A 17,756-nucleotide genomic window follows, 5' to 3' on the forward strand; every position below is an offset into this window, starting at 1 on the left:
TCCGGCGGGACGCGGCCGACCGGCGGCCGGGTGCCTCAGGGGGCGAGGGCCTTGCCCAGGGTGCGCAGGCACAGGGTGAGGGCGGTGTGCTTGGACGCCTCGCGCCTGCGGGAGAGCTCCCAGGCCGAGTAGAGCAGGGACCACAGCACGCTCTGCACCCACTCGGGTGTCAGCTCCGCGTCCAGGGTGCCCTCGGCGCGGCCGCGTTCGACCAGCCGGGACAGCGCGCGGTCCGCCGGGGTCTCCTCGTCCCAGCCCGACCAGGTCATGAGCTGGGGCGAGTCGAACATCAGGGTCAGCCCCGCGCCGAGCTCGAAGTACTCCTGGCAGAGCCGCTCCAGCGCCTCGGGCGCCGGGCCCTGGTCCAGCCGGGCCGCGGCGGTCGCCGCCTCGACCTTCTCCAGCACGTCCGCGCCGATCGCGGCCAGCAGGTCGGAGCGTTCGGGGAAGTACCGGTGCACCGTGGTCCGCCCGACCCCGGCCGCCGCCGCCACGTCGGCCAGCGAAGCTCCCGAGTCCCTGGCGAGCAGGGCGACGGCCGCGTCGACGATGGCGCGCCGGGTGCGGGTGCGCGTGCCGCTGTCGGCCACCGCGGCCCGTTGCTGCTCAACCATGCCCCTTACGGTACCCCGTGATCTGAGAAGGAACTCGTTTGCCCTGAGTGGAACAGTCGTGTTCCACTCAGGTTCATGAATGCTCCTCATTCCTCCCGGGGCACCACGACCGAGCGGCCGCCGGACACCCCACCGGCCGACCCGGGCGGCGTGCACGCTCCCCCGAAGGCCCCGCGCGCCCCACGGCTCGGAGTCCTCTGGTCCTTCGCCCGCCCGCACACCCGCACCCTCGCCCTGGGGCTGCTCCTGGCCCTGGTGGGATCGGCGGTGGGGCTCGCCACACCGATGGTCACCAAGTGGGTGCTCGACGCCCTGGGGGGATCGCAGCCGCTGAGCCGCCCCGTCGCGGGGCTGCTCGTCCTGCTCGTGATCGGCAGTGCCGTCTGGTTCTGGCAGTGGACGCTGCTCGGCGCACTGGGCGAACGCGTGGTGCTGGACGCCCGGTCCTCCATGGTGCGGCGCTTCCTGACGTCCACGGTGCCCGCCGTCACCCGCCGCCCGGCCGGCGAGCTCGTCACCCGCGTCACCTCCGACACCGTGCTGCTGCGCGAGGCGGCCACCGGCGCACTCGTCGGGTTGATCAACGGCGCCGTGATGCTGGTCGGCACCCTGGCCCTGATGGCCGTGCTCGACCTGGTGCTGCTCGGCACCACACTGGTGGCGGTGGTGGCGGTCGGCGTGCTCTTCGCCGTCCTGATGCCGGGCATAGCCGCGGCGCAGCAGCGCGCCCAGGAGCACATCGGCCGGCTCGGCGGAGTGCTGGAGGGCGCGCTGCGCGCCGTCCGGACGGTGAAGGTCAGCCGCGCCGAGGAGCGCACCGCCGAGCGGATCCTGGCCGAGGCGCGGGCGTCGGCCGAGCACGGGGTGCGCGCGGTGCGGCGCGAGGCGCTGGCGTGGACCGTCGCGGGCTCGGGCATCCAGCTCGCCATCATCGCGATCCTGGGCCTGGGTGCCTGGCGGGTCGCCGAGGGCGAGCTGGCCGTGTCCGCTCTGATCGCCTTCCTGCTGTACGCGTTCGGCCTGATGCAGCCGATCGGCGAACTCAGCCAGAACGTCACCGCGCTGCAGGCCGGGCTGGCCGCGGCCGAGCGGATCCGCGAGACGGACGACATGCGGACGGAGCCGGGGGCGGCCGGCACGGGCACCGCACCGGCGAGCGCCGCGGTGCGGCCTGCCGCGCCGCACCGCCCCGGGCCGGCCGGTGCGCACCCCGTCCTGGAGCTGAGGGACGTCACGGCCGCCTACGGTCCGGACGCCGAACCGGCGGTGCGCGGGGTCACCCTGGCCGTCCCCCGGCGCGGACACACCGCGATCGTCGGCCCGTCGGGCGCCGGCAAGACCACGCTGTTCTCCCTCGTCCTGCGCTTCCTGGAGCCGACGGGCGGTCACCTGCTCCTGGACGGCCGCCCGTACCGCGACCACAGCCCCGGCGAGGTCCGCGAGCGACTCGCCTACGTGGAGCAGGACGCCCCCCTCGCGCCCGGGACCGTCCGCGACAACCTGCTGCTCTCGCGCCCGGACGCCACGGAGGAGGAACTGCGCCGGGTCCTGCGCGAGGTGCGGCTGGAGGAGAAGGTCGACGCCCTGGTGGAGGGCCTCGACACCCCGCTGTCCGCCACGGCCGTCTCCGGTGGCGAACGCCAGCGCATCGCCCTGGCCCGGGCCCTGCTGCGCACCCCCGAGGTGCTGCTCCTCGACGAGGCGACCGCGCAGCTCGACGGCCTGACCGAGGCGGCCGTCCAGGAGTGCGTGCGGGCCCGCGCCGAGCGGGGCGCGGTGGTCACCATCGCCCACCGGCTGTCGACCGTGCTGGACGCGGACACCATCGTGGTCATGGAGGCGGGCCGGGTGCGCGCCCGCGGCACCCACGGGGAGCTGCTGGAGCGTGACCGCCTCTACCGCGAGCTGGTGGAGGCCCTGCGCATCGCCGACCGCGCGGCACCGAACGCCCCCGGCGCATCCTGCTGAACCGGCGGGGCCGCCCCGCTACCCGGCCGAGGCTCCCGGCGTGTGGCGGCGCGCCCGCAGGGCCAGCGACAGCGACAGCACCGCCTCGGGGTCGTCCAGGTCCGTCCCCAGCAACTCGCCGATCCGGGCGAGGCGGTTGTACAGGGTCTGGCGGTTGAGGTGCAGCTCGCGCGCCGTCTCCGCCTTGCGCCCCGCATGGGCGAGATAGCACTCCAGCGTCGGGAGGAGCACCGGGCGCGAGACGGCGTCGTGGGCGCGCAGCGGGCCGATCGCGCGCTCCACGAAGGCCGCCAGGTCCGGGTGGTCGCGCAGCCGCCACAGCAGCAGGTCGATGTCGAGGCGCCGGGCGTCGTACCAGGGCCGGTCCGCCAGGCCCCCCGCCGCCGTGGCCGTCTCCGCGGCGTGCCGCAGCCCCGCGGAGGCGGCCGCCCAGCCGCCCGCCACCCCGACCACCACCACCGGCGGGTGGGTGCCCCCACGCCCCCAGGCCCCCTCGGACGCGGGACCCGCGAGCCCCGCCCGTTCCGCGCCCGCCCGCAGGGCCGCCGCCACCCGGTCCGCCACCGCCGCCCGCTCCGCCTCCGTGCGCAGCGCCACCAGCAGCGGGACACGGCCCTCGACCGGGCGCACGCCCACCAGGACCGGCGCACCCACCGACGACAGCTCCTCGGCCACGGCACGCGCCAGCAGCGCCCAGCCCCCCGACGGGGCGTGCGCGGGGGCCAGGCGCATCACCACGGGCAGGATCGGGCCGTCACCCGGCTTGAAGCCCAGCACCCGGGCCTGTCCCGGCGCGTCGTCCGGGCCGACACGGCCCTCCGCCAGGTCGGTCAGGAAGTCGCCCCTGCCGTGTGCGGCCAGCTCCTCCTCCTGGCGCGCCTGCATCAGCACCACCGCCAGGATCGCGGCCGCACGCTCCGCGGCCATCCGGTGCACCGGCGAGAGCGGCCCCGACACCGCCAGCAGCACCAGCCGGGCGCGGACCGAGGCGCCGTCGGGCCCCCCGCCGGGGACGTCCACCAGCACCGCGCCGGCCGGGGGCCCGCTCTCCCGGGCGTCGCGCTGGCCGCGCAGCCCCTCCCAGACCTGGAGCGGGTCCGCGGGGGAGGCCCCGGCCCCGCCGGACTCCGCGGCGTACAGCAGCCGCCCGTCGGGGGCCTCCAGGAAGACCGGGTTGCCCGTGAAGCCGGACAGGATGTGCAGCACCTGGGGCACCCCGCCGCCGCCCAGCAGGGCCCGGGTGCACTGCCGGTGCACCTCCTCCGCCCGGCGCAGCAGCGCGTAGTGGTGGTTGACGATCTCGGTGTGGATCTCCTCGGTCACCGTCACGAACGGGACCTCGCGGTGGAGCTGGACGAGCGGCAGTCCGGCCGAGCGGGCCGCCTCCACGATGGCGGCGGGCAGCCGCGCGAAACGGGGACCGAGTTCGACCACCAGGGCGGCGATCCCGCGTTCGGCGAGCTGCCGGACGAAGGCCCGCTGCTCGGCGGGCCGGGTGCCGAGCCCCAGCCCGGTCGTCAGCAGCAGCTCGCCGCCCTTCAGGAGCGAGGCGATGTTGGGGACCTCGCCCGCGTGCACCCAGCGCACCGTCCGCTGGAGGCGGTCGGCACCCGCGACGACCTCGGGCAGGCCGCTGCGCAGACCCGGCAGTTCGAGGGCCCGCTGTACGGTGATCCCGCCCTGGTTGTCCATGGTGCCGGACGCTACCGGCCGCCCCTCGGGGCGCGCCACCGGTGCCCGGCGCGGGCACCGGCGGCCGGGGCGGTCAGCCTCCGTAGGCGCCCGACGCGGTCAGGCGCAGGGCGGTGTCGATCAGCGGCACGTGGCTGAAGGCCTGCGGGAAGTTGCCCACCTGCCGCTGCAGGCGCGGGTCCCACTCCTCGGCCAGCAGCCCCAGGTCGTTGCGCAGGGCGAGCAGCCGCTCGAACAGCTTGCGCGCCTCGTCCACCCGTCCGATCATCGCCAGGTCGTCGGCCATCCAGAACGAGCAGGCGAGGAAGGCGCCCTCGTCGCCGGGGAGGCCGTCGACGCCCTCCTCGGAGCCCTCGGTGGGGTAGCGCAGGATGAAGCCGTCCTCCGTGGACAGCTCCCGCTGGATCGCCTCGATCGTCCCGATGACGCGCTTGTCGTCCGGGGGCAGGAAGCCCATCTGAGGGATGAGCAGCAGGGAGGCGTCCAGCTCCCGGGACCCGTAGGACTGGGTGAAGGTGTTGCGCTCGCGGTCGTAGCCCTTCTCGCAGACGTCCCGGTGGATGTCGTCGCGCAGCTCCCGCCAGCGCTCCAGCGGGCCGTCCGCGTCCCCGGACTCGATGAGCTTGATCGTCCGGTCGACCGCGACCCAGGCCATGACCTTGGAGTGCACGAAGTGCCGGCGCGGCCCGCGCACCTCCCAGATGCCCTCGTCGGGCTGGTCCCAGTGCTTCTCCAGGTACTGGATCAGCTTCAGCTGGAGGAGCGAGGCGTAGTCGTTGCGGTTCAGGCCGGTCATGTGCGCCAGGTGCAGGGCCTCGGTGACCTCGCCGTAGACGTCCAGCTGGAGCTGGTGGGCGGCTCCGTTGCCGACCCGGACCGGGTGGGAGCCCTCGTAGCCCGGCAGCCAGTCCAGCTCGGCCTCGCCCAGCTCCCGCTCGCCCGCGATGCCGTACATGATCTGCAGGTTCTCCGGGTCGCCGGCCACCGCGCGCAGCAGCCACTCCCGCCAGGCGCGGGCCTCCTCGCGGTAGCCGGTGCGCAGCAGCGAGGACAGGGTGATCGCGGCGTCCCGCAGCCAGGTGTAGCGGTAGTCCCAGTTCCGCACGCCGCCGATCTCCTCCGGCAGGGAGGTGGTCGGGGCGGCCACGATCCCGCCGGTCGGGGCGTAGGTGAGCGCCTTGAGCGTGATCAGCGAGCGCACCACCGCCTCGCGGTAGGGCCCGTGGTAGGTGCAGTGGTCCACCCACTCGCGCCAGAACTCGGCCGTGGCCTCCAGCGAGGACTCCGGCTCGGGCAGCGCCGGGGGCTCCCGGTGCGAGGGCTGCCAGCTGATGGTGAACGCGATCCGCTCGCCCGGGGAGACCGTGAAGTCGGCGTAGGTGGTCAGGTTCCGCCCGTAGGTGGGGGCCTCGGTGTCGAGCCAGACGGAGTCGGGGCCGGCGACGGCGACCGTGCGCCCGTCCACCTTGTGCACCCAGGGCACCACCCGCCCGTAGCTGAACCGCATCCGCAGCTCCGAGCGCATCGGCACCCGGCCGCTGACGCCTTCCACGATGCGGATCAGCTGGGGTGCGCCGTCGCGGGGCGGCATGAAGTCGGTCACCCGGACCGTGCCGCGGGAGGTGTCGTACTCCGACTCCAGGATCAGCGAGTCGCCGCGGTAGCGGCGGCGGTCCGCGGCGGGCGGGGCGGTGTCGGCGCCGTGCGCCGGGCCCAGCCGCCAGAACCCGTGTTCCTCGGTGCCCAGGAGGCCGGCGAAGACGGCATGCGAGTCGAAGCGGGGCAGGCACAGCCAGTCGACCGTCCCGTCCCGGCAGACCAGGGCTGCGGTCTGCATGTCTCCGATGAGTGCGTAATCCTCGATGCGCCCGGCCACGTGCATCTCCAGTCGAACGGCCACGTCCGCCCCGCGGGGCGCTTACTTCGGGTCAAGGGTCGTTGACGAGCAGCGGCGACCCCAACACCTTCGTGGCGGCGTTGCCACTCGACTGATGTGGGGGACGCCGGCACCCGGGCGGCGGGCTGGGTACGCCGTCGCCCGCCCTGCTCGGCAGCGAGTGTCCGAGCAGGATACGACGCGGGGGCGGCCTCCGCGCAGGTGTCCCGGCAACGAGATTGCGCCGAACGGTCGAGCGGGCGCCGCGGCGCGGCGGACGGTCCGCGTACCCTTCGCCCCCCGGTTCCGGGCCGGGGCCGCGGGGGCGAAGGGCGGACCGCCGTCCGCACCCGGCTACGGGACGGCTGCTTCCGGCCAGGGAAGCGGCCGGAAGCAGCCGTCCCGTACCGCTGATACCCTGGTACCCCGTGGACCGGTGGCCGACTCCAGCTTCGGAAGCCGCCGACACCGCAGCGACGGCACCTCCCGCACCGGGTCGGACGCCGGTACGCACACCACCACGCGACCACGGGAGCCCCCTCTTGGCGATGCCGCCCAAATCCATGACGACCAAGCACATCTTCGTCACCGGGGGTGTCGCCTCCTCCCTCGGCAAGGGCCTGACGGCCTCCAGCCTCGGCGCGCTGCTCAAGGCCCGGGGCCTGCGGGTCACGATGCAGAAGCTCGACCCCTACCTCAACGTGGACCCGGGCACCATGAACCCGTTCCAGCACGGCGAGGTGTTCGTCACCAACGACGGAGCCGAGACCGACCTGGACATCGGCCACTACGAGCGCTTCCTCGACGTGGACCTGGACGGCTCGGCGAACGTCACCACCGGCCAGGTGTACTCGCAGGTGATCGCCAAGGAGCGCCGCGGCGAGTACCTGGGCGACACCGTGCAGGTCATCCCGCACATCACCAACGAGATCAAGTCCCGCATCCGCCGGATGGCCACCGACGACGTGGACGTCGTCATCACGGAGGTCGGCGGGACGGTCGGCGACATCGAGTCGCTCCCGTTCCTGGAGACCGTCCGCCAGGTCCGCCACGAGGTGGGCCGGGACAACGTCTTCGTGGTGCACATCTCCCTGCTCCCCTACATCGGGCCCTCGGGCGAGCTGAAGACCAAGCCGACCCAGCACTCGGTCGCCGCGCTGCGGAACATCGGCATCCAGCCGGACGCCATCGTGCTGCGCGCCGACCGCGACGTGCCCACCGCGATCAAGCGCAAGATCTCGCTGATGTGCGACGTGGACGAGGCCGCCGTGGTCGCCGCCATCGACGCCAAGTCGATCTACGACATCCCCAAGGTCCTGCACACCGAGGGCCTCGACGCCTATGTGGTGCGCAAGCTGGACCTGCCCTTCCGGGACGTCGACTGGACGGTGTGGGACGACCTGCTGGAGCGGGTGCACCAGCCGGAGCACGAGGTCACGGTCGCCCTCGTCGGGAAGTACATCGACCTCCCGGACGCCTATCTCTCGGTCACCGAGGCGATGCGGGCCGGCGGCTTCGCCAACCGGGCCCGGGTCAAGGTCAAGTGGGTCACCTCGGACGACTGCAAGACGCAGGCGGGGGCGGAGAAGCAGCTCGCCGACGTCGACGCGATCGTCATCCCGGGCGGCTTCGGCGAGCGCGGGGTGGACGGCAAGGTCGGGGCGATCCGCTGGGCCCGCGAGCACGGGGTGCCGCTGCTGGGCCTCTGCCTCGGACTCCAGTGCATCGTCATCGAGGCCGCCCGCAACCTGGCCGAGATCCCGGACGCCAACTCCACCGAGTTCGACGCGGCCACCGCCCACCCGGTGATCTCCACCATGGAGGAGCAGCTGGCCTACGTGGAGGGTGCGGGTGACCTGGGCGGCACCATGCGGCTCGGCCTCTACCCGGCCAAGCTCGCCGAGGGCTCGATCGTCCGCGAGGTCTACGACGACCAGCCCTACGTGGAGGAGCGCCACCGCCACCGCTACGAGGTGAACAACGCCTACCGCGCGGAGCTGGAGAAGAAGGCGGGCCTCCGCTTCTCCGGCACCTCCCCGGACAACAAGCTGGTCGAGTACGTCGAGTACCCGCGCGACGTGCACCCCTACCTGGTGGCCACCCAGGCCCACCCGGAGCTGCGGTCCCGTCCCACCCGCCCCCACCCGCTCTTCGCCGGGCTGGTGAAGGCCGCGGTGGAACGCCGCCGCGCCGGGAGCTGATCTTCCCGGGATACCGTTGGCCGGGGTGCGCGCCCAGGGTGCGCACCCCGGTCTTCCCGTTTCCGCGCGCTGGTGGAAGGACGCACCGATGCCCCTGAAGGACACCCCCGAGGAGTGGCCGGTCAACGAGACCGGAACGCCGTTCCGCGGTGCCAAGACGAGCGTCCGCACGGACCGCGTCGTCATGCCCGACGGCACGGTCGCCACCCGCGACTACCAGGTCCACCCCGGGTCGGTCGCCGTGGTCGCCCTGGACGCGCGGGACCGGGTCCTGGTGCTGCGCCAGTACCGGCACCCGGTACGGCACCGGCTGTGGGAGATCCCGGCGGGCCTGCTGGACGTCCCCGGCGAGAACCCGCTGCACGCCGCACAGCGGGAGCTGTACGAGGAGGCCCACGTCAAGGCCGAGGACTGGCGGGTGCTGACCGACGTCTACACCACCCCCGGCGGGTGCGACGAGGCGGTGCGCATCTTCCTGGCCCGGGGGCTCTCGGAGGCCGAGGGCGAGCGCTTCGAGGTCTCCGACGAGGAGGCCGACATGGAGCTGGCGCGGGTGCCGCTCGCGGAGCTGGTGCGCGGGGCGCTCGCGGGGGACCTGCACAACACCTGCCTCGTGGTCGGCGTGCTCTCTCTGACCGCCGCCCTGGCCGGGGAGGGTGTGCAGGCGCTGCGCCCCGCGGACGCCCCCTGGCCGGCGAGGCCCTTCGAGGCGTGAGGGCGGTGCCCCGGGGCACCGCCCGCCACCGCCGCGACGGCCGCGCAAGCCAGGTGATGTGACCATCGGTTGATCCGATCGGGCGGAGTGGCCGTCCGCCCCGCCCGCGCCACCGGGAAGGCCCCCGCCGGTCAACTAGGCTCGCCTCCATCGCCCGTACGGAGCCCCGGCGGGCTCGGCTCGTGCGCGGACGGACTGGAGCGTGGCCCGTGGCGGATCAGGCGCTTGACTCGATCGGCCCCGACCGGACGGAGGAGCCCGTCCGGACCGGCACCGGCGGTACGCGGGCGGCCGGTGACCCGGCGCCCCCGCCTCGGCGGCCGGGCGCCTTCCTCGGCAGGCAGCGCGAGCTGAAATCGCTGCACGCGGACATCGAGCGGGCCGGACTCGACACCCTCGCCGGCCGCGCCGCGGGCCGCGCCCGGGTGCTGCTGATCGCCGGACGCCCGGGCTCGGGGCGCACGTCACTCGCGGAGGAGCTCGTCCGGGACGTCGCCGACCGCTACCCGGACGGGGTGTTTCGCGTCCGGCTGACCGAGCCCGGCGGACGCCCGGTCCCCCTGGAGGAGGCCGCCCGCGGCCTGCTGGAGGAGCTCGGGATCGCGCCGTCTCCCGGAGCCGGTGACGACGAGCTCACCGAGGCCGTCCGCGGAGCCCTGGCCGGCCGTCGGGCGCTGCTCCTGGTCGACGACGCCCTCCGTGCCGAGGACGTGGACCTGCTGATCCCCGACGCGCCCGGCGTCCTCGTCCTCGCCGTCGCGCAGGGGCCCCTGACCGGTGTCAGCGGCGTACGGCCCTGCACCCTCGGGGGCATGGACGCCAAGTCCGCCATCGAACTGCTCACCCTGCACACCGGCGAGGTGCGCGTCACGGTCGACCCGCAGGCCGCCGAGGCCGTGGCCGAGGAGTGCGGCGGCCAGCCGGCGGCGCTGGCGCTGGTCGGCGGCTGGCTCGCGGCCCGTCCCGCGGCCTCGGTGGCCGACGCGGTCCGCCACCTGCGCGCGGTCCCCGAGGACGGCACGCAGCCGCCGACCACCCGGCCGCTGACCCGCGCCTTCCGCCTCGCCTACACCTCGCTCCCGGCCCCCGCCGCGCGGATACTGCGGCTGCTGGCCCTCGCCCCCGCCGGACGCGTCGACGCCCACACCGCCTCCGCGCTGGCCGGCTGCACCGTCTCCGCCGCCCGCACCACCCTCGACGACCTCGTCCGCCTCGGTCTGCTGCACGTGGCCGAGGGGGGGTACGAGGTGCCGGGCTGCCTGGCCGGGCTGCTGCGGGCCGAGTCGGAGGCGGTGGACCGCCCCGCCGAGGTGCAGCTGGCCCGGGCGCGGATGCTGGAACGCACCGTCCGCAGGCTCCAGGCCTGCCGTGCGGTCACCGAACCCGAGGGCAGCCCGGCCCGCCGCAAGCTCGCCGCCCTGCCGCGCGCGCTGCGCTTCGCCTCCGTGCCCGAGGCGGCCGCCTGGCTCTCCGCGGCACGCCCCGCCCTGCTGGCCTCCGCCCGGCTGGCCGTCGACGACGGCGGACTGGACACCCTCGCCCGACGCCTGGTGTCCGCGCTGGTCAGAGCTCTGGCAGCGCACCGGGGCACCGAGGCGGCGGCCCCCGACCTGTACGGGCTGCACCACCTCGTCCTGGACGTCGCCGAGCGTCGCGGGCTCCACCGCGAGCGCGCCGCCGCCCTGCTCAACCTGGGCGACCTGGACGCCCGGACCGGCCGTGTCGAGCAGGCGCTGGCCCGCTACCGGGCCGCGCTGGACGCGGGGCGGCTCGCCGGGGACGCCTATGCCACCGGGCGTGCCATGGAGTCGGTGGGCGGGGCCCACCAGGAGCGGGAGGACTGGCAGCGGGCCGCCGACTGGTACGGCAGGGCCCTGGCCCAGCGGCAGGCCCGCGGGGAGCGGGAGGACGAGGCCCGGCTGTACGGCAGGCTCGGCAGTGTGCAGACGTACGCGGGCCGCTACGGGGAGGCGCTGCGCAGCTGGCGGGCGGCCGTGGCGGGCTACCGCAGGCTCGGCGACGTGCCGGGCCGGGCGCGGGCGCTCAGCGAGATGGCCCGGGTACAGGAGTACGCGGGCCGCCCCGAGGAGTGCGTGCGGACCTGCCGGGAGGCCGTCGAGTGGGCGCGGCAGGCGGGCGACGGCCGCCTGCAGGCCGCACTCCAGCTGCGGCTGGCCGACACCCTGGACCGGCTCGGGGACCCCTCGGCTGCGCAACTGCACCGTCACGCTGCGGAAAGACTCCTCGGAGAGCCCAGTTCCGCCTACGAAATCCGTGGTGGTTCTGAAGAAGATTGATGCTTTGCAAGGCTAGACAGCGGGAAGTCCTTCATTAGACTGGTCGATGCCGCGTGTTCGCGTGGTGTGTCCCGGTGCGCCCAGGTGCGTCTGGGTATCCATGGCATTGACCGTACTTTTCCCTCTGAGCCAAGGACCGTGATCGACGTGAAGGTCGGCATCCCCCGCGAGGTCAAGAACAACGAGTTCCGGGTGGCCATCACCCCCGCCGGTGTGCACGAGCTCGTGCGCCACGGCCACCAGGTCGTCATCGAGCAGGGGGCCGGTGAGGGCTCCTCGATCACGGACGCGGAGTTCGTCGCCGCCGGTGCGCAGATCCTGCCGACCGCCGACGAGGTCTGGGCCGCCGCGGACCTGCTGCTGAAGGTCAAGGAGCCCATCGCGGAGGAGTACCACCGCCTCCGCAAGGACCAGACGCTCTTCACCTACCTGCACCTCGCCGCCTCCCGCGAGTGCACGGACGCCCTGCTGGCCTCCGGCACCACCGCGATCGCCTACGAGACGGTCGAGACCGCGAACCGCGCCCTGCCGCTGCTCGCCCCGATGTCCGAGGTGGCGGGCCGCCTGGCTCCGCAGGTCGGCGCCTACCACCTGATGCGCTCCGCGGGCGGCCGCGGCGTGCTGCCCGGCGGCGTCCCCGGCACCCACGCCGGCCGCGCCGTGGTCATCGGCGGCGGTGTCTCCGGCTGGAGCGCCACCCAGATCGCCGTCGGCATGGGCTTCCACGTGACCCTGCTCGACAAGGACGTCAACAAGCTCCGCGAGGCCGACAAGGTCTTCGGCACCAAGGTGCAGACCGTGGTCTCCAACGCCTTCGAGCTGGAGAAGGCCGTCGTCGAGGCCGACCTCGTCATCGGCGCCGTGCTCATCCCGGGCGCCAAGGCCCCGAAGCTGGTCACCAACGAGCTGGTCGCCAAGATGAAGCCCGGAAGTGTCCTTGTCGACATCGCGATCGACCAGGGCGGCTGCTTCGAGGACTCCCGTCCGACCACCCACGCCGAGCCGACCTTCCCGGTTCACGGCTCGGTCTTCTACTGCGTCGCCAACATGCCCGGCGCGGTCCCCAACACCTCCACCTACGCCCTCACCAACGCCACGCTCCCGTACATCGTGTCGCTGGCGAACAACGGCTGGGTCGAGGCGCTGCGCCGGGACGCCGCGCTCGCCAAGGGCCTCAACACCCATGACGGCAAGGTCGTTTACCAGGAGGTCGCGGAGGCCCACGGCCTGGAGGGCGTCGAACTCGCCTCGCTCCTCGGCTGACGGTCAACCGACGTCGTCAACATCACGTGTCCGGCCGGACCTTGCTCGCCAGGGTCCGGCCGGACGCGTTCCGCCCCGCCCCGCCCGGCGGTCTCAACTCGCGCCGAACGTAACCCTTTAACCGTTTCGCTCCCCCCTGAAACGGGCGCATCGGGGCGCGTACGGAGGGGCGCGCGCCCTTGACAGGGCGGGGTGGAGTTGCCGACACATCGGGCCGGGTCCGGCGGATTGTGTTGCTGCGGACCGGTGACACGCCATAGAGTCGCAAACCGTCGGCATGGTGCCACGCTGACCTATCGATAAGTTTCCTGGTCACGTCCAAGGAGGTAAGACGACTTGTGAATGAGTCGACAATTACTCCGGAGGGCGGTCACCCAGGAACGGGTGCGGGACAGGACCCGCAGACCGCCCTCGGCGCCGTCGGCTCCGTCGCCGTCCGCCCCTCCGCGCCCCACCGGCACACGACGCACATGACGACACCCCACACGATGAAGACGATGGACGGCCCACACGTGAACGCCATGGCCGGCAACGAGAGTGGCCGAGAGTCCACCCACTTCGCCGCCTACGAGGAAGTCCCCGAAGGGCACTTCTACGACCCCGACGCCGAGTACGAGCCCGATCCCGAGTACGCGGCCACCCTGGCGCCCGACGCCGCGCGCCAGCGCCGTGAGCGCATCGGCCCCACCGGACGGCCCCTGCCGTACTTCCCGATCCCGGGCCCGCTGACCGACCACGGCCCCGCGAAGATCATCGCGATGTGCAACCAGAAGGGCGGCGTCGGCAAGACCACGTCGACCATCAACCTGGGGGCCGCGCTCGCCGAGTACGGCCGCCGGGTGCTGCTCGTCGACTTCGACCCGCAGGGCGCCCTGTCCGTGGGCCTCGGGGTGAACCCGATGGAGCTCGACCTCACCGTCTACAACCTCCTGATGGAGCGGGGGATGTCGGCGGACGAGGTCCTGCTGAAGACCGCCGTGCCCAACATGGACCTGCTGCCGAGCAACATCGACCTCTCCGCCGCCGAGGTGCAGCTGGTGAGCGAGGTCGCCCGCGAGTCCACGCTCCAGCGCGCCCTCAAGCCCCTGCTGGCCGACTACGACTACATCGTGATCGACTGTCAGCCCTCGCTCGGCCTGCTGACGGTGAACGCCCTGACGGCGGCTCACAAGGTCATCGTCCCGCTGGAGTGCGAGTTCTTCGCCCTGCGCGGCGTCGCCCTGCTCACCGAGACCATCGAGAAGGTCCAGGAGCGGCTCAACCCCGAGCTGGAGCTCGACGGGATCCTCGCCACCATGTACGACTCGCGCACCGTGCACAGCCGCGAGGTGCTGGCCCGGGTCGTGGAGGCGTTCGACGAGCACGTCTACCACACGGTCATCGGCCGGACCGTGCGCTTCCCGGAGACCACGGTCGCCGGTGAGCCGATCACCACCTACGCCTCCAACTCCGTCGGCGCCGCCGCCTACCGCCAGCTCGCCAGGGAGGTGCTCGCCCGGTGTCACGCCGAGTGAGTCTGCCCGGAGCCGACGAGCTGTTCCGTACGACCGGTGGCATGCCGCTCCAGGCGTCCGGCCCGCGCAAGCAGGCCGCCGGTGAGCCCCGGGTGCCCGCCCCGGCCGGGGAGGGCGACCCGGCCCAGGGCCAGACTCCCGAGGGCGCCCGCGAGCACACCGCCGCCGACGCCGAGACCGCCGGGGAGCAGCGCAGCCGGGGTGAGGCCGCCGACCAGGCGGGAACCCCGGCGGCTCCCTCCGCCGGAGCGCCCCGGACCCGCCGGGCGCCCGCCGCCGCGGAGGCCGCGGCGGCGCCCCGGCGGCGGGGCCGCGGGGTCAACCGCCGCCCCAGCGGGCGCGAGCGCCACGACGAGAAGATCACCGTCTACGTCTCCGCCGAGGAACTGATGGACCTGGAGCACGCGCGGCTGGTCCTGCGCGGCGAGCACGGGCTCGCCGTCGACCGCGGACGCATCGTCCGCGAGGCGGTGGCCGTGGTGCTGGCGGACCTGGAGCAGCGGGGCGACGCGAGCATCCTCGTGAGGCGCCTGCGCGGCCGGTGAGGCCCTGCGACGCGAGCGTCCTCGTGAGGCGCCTGCGCGGCCGGTGAGGCGGTGCGCGCGGTAGCCTGCGGCTGCCCCGCCTGCGCCGCTCCCCTGGACCGCCATGCCTCCGACCGACGACTCCCCCCGTACGCCGCGCCACCGCCGTGCGCTCGGACGGGGACCGGGCGCGGCCGACGCCACCGGGGCGCAGGCGCCCGGGCCCGCACGTCCGTCGGACGCCGGGCCCGCCGCCGTCCAGGACGCGCCCGACGCGGCCCCCGTCGGCGAGGCCGCCGTCCGGGACGCGGAACCGGCCGGAACCGCCGTCCCGCCTCCCCCCGGGCCCTCGGCGCCCGTGGCCGCCTCCGCGGCCCCGCCGCAGGCCCCCGGCGCCCCTGGGCCGGCCGGCCCGGGCGCCGCGGCGCACGAGGCGGCCGGCGGCACGGGCCCCGAGGGCCGGTTCACCGTCCGGCTGGCGAACTTCGAAGGCCCCTTCGACCTGCTGCTCCAGTTGATCGCCAAGCACCGGCTGGACGTCACCGAGGTCGCCCTCTCGCAGGTCACCGACGAGTTCATGGCCCATATCCGGGCCATGGGGCCCGACTGGGACCTCGACCAGACCACCGAGTTCCTGGTCGTCGCCGCCACCCTCCTCGACCTGAAGGCCGCGCGGCTGCTGCCCGCCGCCGAGGTGGAGGACGAGGCGGACCTCGCACTCCTGGAGGCGCGCGACCTGCTCTTCGCCCGGCTGCTGCAGTACCGCGCCTACAAGGAGATCGCCCGCATCCTGGAGGAGCGGCTGGAGGGCGAGGCGCGCCGCCACCCCCGCACCGTCGGGCTGGAGCCCCACCACGCCGCACTGCTCCCCGAGGTGGTCATCGGCATCGGAGCCGAGGGCTTCGCCCGGCTGGCGGTCAAGGCCATGCTGCCCAGGCCCGCGCCGCAGGTGTACGTGGACCACATCCACGCGCCGCTGGTCAGCGTCCGCGAGCAGGCGGCGGTCCTCGTCGCCCTGCTCCGCGAGCGCGGCACCGCCACCTTCCGGGAGCTGACCGAGGGCGTCGGGGACACCCTGACCGTGGTCGCGCGGTTCCTCGCCCTGCTGGAGCTCTACCGGGAGAAGGCGCTCACCCTGGAGCAGCCCGAGGCGCTGGGGGAGCTGACCGTGACCTGGTCGCCCGAGGCGGGCGAGGGGGTCGCGGTCACCGACGAGTTCGACCGAGCCGTGGAGGAGAAGCCGTGAGCGAGCTCAAGCCCGCGCTGGAGGCCGTGCTGATGGTCGTGGACGAGCCCGCGACCGTAGAGCACCTCGCCCAGGTCCTGGAGCAGCCCCGCCGGGCCGTGGCGGACGCGCTGCGCGAGCTGGCCGACGAGTACACCGTGCAGGGCCGGGGCTTCGAGCTGCGACTCGTCGCCGGTGGATGGCGCTTCTACAGCCGGCCCGAGCACGCGGCCGCGGTCGAGCGCTTCGTCCTCGACGGCCGGCAGGCCCGGCTGACCCAGGCCGCCCTGGAGACCCTGGCGGTCGTCGCCTACCGGCAGCCGGTCAGCCGCTCGCGGGTCTCGGCGGTCCGCGGCGTGAACTGCGACGGCGTGATGCGCACCCTCCTCCAGCGGGGCCTGGTGGAGGAGGCGGGCACGGAACCCGAAACAGGTGCGATCCTGTACAGGACGACGAACTACTTCCTGGAGCGGCTGGGCCTGCGCGGCCTGGACGAGCTGCCGGAGCTCGCGCCCTTCCTCCCCGAGGCGGACGCGGTCGAGGCGGAGTCGCAGGAGGCGGTCCCGTCGTTCGATCCGGACGAGCCGGATCGCATGGACGCAGACGACACAAAGACGGAACTGTGATGCGAAGCAGCGGCAGGAACAGCAGCGGAAACAACGGCGGGAGCCGTGGTGGCAACAGCGGCGGCCGCGGCAGCAGCGGCGGGGGGCGCGGCAACTACCGCGGCGCCGGCAACGGCCGCGACGAGCGGCAGGGCGGGAGCAGGCCGCGCAGGCCCCGTCCCGAGGAGCGCCGCTACGACGTGGGGGACGCCCCCGAGGCCCGCAAGGGCCGCGGCGGCGCGGCGCGCGGCGGTGCCAAGGGAGGCCCGCGGCAGTCGCCCCAGCGCGGCGGCGGCCGTACGGCCCCGGCCCGCTCCCGCGAGTACGACGCCCGTACCGAGGAGCGCAACCGGGAGCGCTACGCCGGCAAGCCCGTGATCAAGACGCCGAAGACCTTCGGCGACCAGGAGGGCGAGCGGCTGCAGAAGGTGCTCGCCCGGGCGGGCATGGGCTCCCGCCGCGCCTGCGAGGAGCTCATCGACGCGGGCCGCGTGGAGGTCAACGGCGAGATCGTCGTGGAGCAGGGTGTGCGCGTGGACCCGGAGAAGGACGAGATCAAGGTCGACGGCCTCACCGTGGCCACGCAGTCCTACCTCTTCTTCGCGCTGAACAAGCCCGCCGGGGTGGTCTCCACGATGGAGGACCCGGACGGCCGCCAGTGCCTGGGCGACTACGTCACCAACCGCGAGACCCGCCTGTTCCACGTGGGCCGGCTCGACACGGAGACCGAGGGCATCATCCTGCTCACCAACCACGGAGAGCTCGCCCACCGCCTCACGCACCCCCGGTACGGCGTGAAGAAGACCTACCTCGCCGCCGTCCAGGGCCCCCTGCCGCGCGAGGTGGGCCGGCGCCTGAAGGACGGCATCCAGCTGGAGGACGGCTACGCCCGCGCCGACCACTTCCGCGTGGTCGAGCAGACCGGGAAGAACTACCTGGTCGAGGTCGTCCTCCACGAGGGCCGCAAGCACATCGTGCGCCGGATGCTCGCCGAGGCGGGCTTCCCGGTGGAACGCCTGGTGCGCACGGCCTTCGGGCCGATCTCGCTCGGCGACCAGAAGTCCGGCTGGCTGCGCCGCCTGACCAACACCGAGGTCGGGATGCTGATGAAGGAGGTCGGCCTCTAGGACGGTACGGGAGGCCTTCCCGCCCGCACTCGCAGGAGCCCGCGACCCCCTCGGGGTCGCGGGCTCCTTGCGTCGCGCCCCCGGGGCCGCTGACCGAACCTCCTTGTGCGGAGCGGCGGAAACTTTTATAGTCAC

At 74.1% G+C, this 17,756-nt stretch carries 13 protein-coding genes; 10 read left to right on the top strand and 3 right to left on the bottom strand.

Features of this window, described 5'->3' with window-relative positions:
* Window positions 1-35: 35 nt before the first annotated feature.
* A complete protein-coding gene (locus NPS70_RS12795) occupies window positions 36-614 on the bottom strand; it encodes a TetR/AcrR family transcriptional regulator (protein WP_256524318.1) in 579 nt (192 codons plus the stop codon).
* Between the two features lie 75 nt (window positions 615-689).
* Here NPS70_RS12795 and NPS70_RS12800 point away from each other — a divergent pair, with 75 nt between their 5' ends.
* Window positions 690-2,582, top strand: a complete 1,893-nt coding sequence (locus tag NPS70_RS12800; RefSeq protein WP_256524319.1) for an ABC transporter ATP-binding protein — start codon at window positions 690-692, stop codon at window positions 2,580-2,582.
* Between the two features lie 18 nt (window positions 2,583-2,600).
* On the opposite strand, the gene NPS70_RS12805 is transcribed toward NPS70_RS12800, so the two are convergent.
* A complete protein-coding gene (locus NPS70_RS12805; RefSeq protein WP_256524320.1) occupies window positions 2,601-4,274 on the bottom strand; it encodes a PucR family transcriptional regulator in 1,674 nt (557 codons plus the stop codon).
* A gap of 73 nt (window positions 4,275-4,347) precedes the next feature.
* Window positions 4,348-6,150: a glycoside hydrolase family 15 protein gene (locus NPS70_RS12810; RefSeq protein WP_256524560.1), complete on the bottom strand. Its 1,803-nt coding sequence runs from the start codon at window positions 6,148-6,150 to the stop codon at window positions 4,348-4,350.
* Between the two features lie 548 nt (window positions 6,151-6,698).
* Here NPS70_RS12810 and NPS70_RS12815 point away from each other — a divergent pair.
* From NPS70_RS12815 to NPS70_RS12855, 9 genes are all read left to right on the top strand, one after another.
* Window positions 6,699-8,351 carry a CTP synthase gene (locus tag NPS70_RS12815; protein ID WP_374211991.1) on the top strand — a complete coding sequence of 551 codons (1,653 nt, stop codon included), beginning with the start codon at window positions 6,699-6,701 and terminating at the stop codon, window positions 8,349-8,351.
* 88 nt (window positions 8,352-8,439) lie between these two features.
* On the top strand, window positions 8,440-9,066 hold the full coding sequence (locus tag NPS70_RS12820) for an NUDIX hydrolase (RefSeq protein WP_256524322.1): 627 nt from the start codon (window positions 8,440-8,442) through the stop codon (window positions 9,064-9,066).
* Between the two features lie 209 nt (window positions 9,067-9,275).
* Window positions 9,276-11,363, top strand: coding sequence for a tetratricopeptide repeat protein (locus tag NPS70_RS12825; protein ID WP_374211992.1), 2,088 nt, complete (start codon window positions 9,276-9,278; stop codon window positions 11,361-11,363).
* 138 nt (window positions 11,364-11,501) lie between these two features.
* Window positions 11,502-12,626, top strand: a complete 1,125-nt coding sequence (gene ald, locus NPS70_RS12830) for an alanine dehydrogenase (protein WP_256524323.1) — start codon at window positions 11,502-11,504, stop codon at window positions 12,624-12,626.
* Between the two features lie 470 nt (window positions 12,627-13,096).
* Entirely contained in the window at window positions 13,097-14,140 is a 1,044-nt protein-coding gene (locus tag NPS70_RS12835) for a ParA family protein (RefSeq protein ID WP_308315009.1), read from the top strand.
* Window positions 14,125-14,685 carry a hypothetical protein gene (locus NPS70_RS12840; protein ID WP_256524324.1) on the top strand — a complete coding sequence of 187 codons (561 nt, stop codon included), beginning with the start codon at window positions 14,125-14,127 and terminating at the stop codon, window positions 14,683-14,685. Before NPS70_RS12835 ends, NPS70_RS12840 begins: the two co-directional genes overlap by 16 nt.
* A 103-nt stretch (window positions 14,686-14,788) precedes the next feature.
* Window positions 14,789-15,910: a ScpA family protein gene (locus NPS70_RS12845; protein ID WP_256524325.1), complete on the top strand. Its 1,122-nt coding sequence runs from the start codon at window positions 14,789-14,791 to the stop codon at window positions 15,908-15,910.
* Window positions 15,907-16,515 (top strand): SMC-Scp complex subunit ScpB, encoded by a 609-nt coding sequence (gene scpB, locus NPS70_RS12850; protein WP_256524326.1) that lies wholly within the window; start codon window positions 15,907-15,909, stop codon window positions 16,513-16,515. The genes NPS70_RS12845 and scpB overlap by 4 nt, the downstream gene beginning before the upstream one ends.
* On the top strand, window positions 16,515-17,621 hold the full coding sequence (locus NPS70_RS12855; protein WP_305885816.1) for a pseudouridine synthase: 1,107 nt from the start codon (window positions 16,515-16,517) through the stop codon (window positions 17,619-17,621). The genes scpB and NPS70_RS12855 overlap by 1 nt, the downstream gene beginning before the upstream one ends.
* Window positions 17,622-17,756 lie beyond the last annotated feature (135 nt).

This window comes from Streptomyces sp. C10-9-1, assembly GCF_024497955.1.
GTDB classification, from domain to species: Bacteria; Actinomycetota; Actinomycetes; order Streptomycetales; family Streptomycetaceae; genus Streptomyces; species Streptomyces sanyensis.

Excerpts from the sequence above, each read along its gene's own strand:
- NPS70_RS12795 (WP_256524318.1), bottom strand. The coding sequence starts at position 614 with ATGGTTGAGCAGCAACGGGCCGCGGTGGCCGACAGCGGCACGCGCACC.
- NPS70_RS12800 (WP_256524319.1), top strand. The coding sequence starts at position 690 with ATGAATGCTCCTCATTCCTCCCGGGGCACCACGACCGAGCGGCCGCCG.
- NPS70_RS12805 (WP_256524320.1), bottom strand. The coding sequence starts at position 4,274 with ATGGACAACCAGGGCGGGATCACCGTACAGCGGGCCCTCGAACTGCCG.
- NPS70_RS12815 (WP_374211991.1), top strand. The coding sequence starts at position 6,699 with ATGCCGCCCAAATCCATGACGACCAAGCACATCTTCGTCACCGGGGGT.
- NPS70_RS12820 (WP_256524322.1), top strand. The coding sequence starts at position 8,440 with ATGCCCCTGAAGGACACCCCCGAGGAGTGGCCGGTCAACGAGACCGGA.
- NPS70_RS12835 (WP_308315009.1), top strand. The coding sequence starts at position 13,097 with ATGACGACACCCCACACGATGAAGACGATGGACGGCCCACACGTGAAC.
- NPS70_RS12845 (WP_256524325.1), top strand. The coding sequence starts at position 14,789 with ATGCCTCCGACCGACGACTCCCCCCGTACGCCGCGCCACCGCCGTGCG.
- NPS70_RS12855 (WP_305885816.1), top strand. The coding sequence starts at position 16,515 with ATGCGAAGCAGCGGCAGGAACAGCAGCGGAAACAACGGCGGGAGCCGT.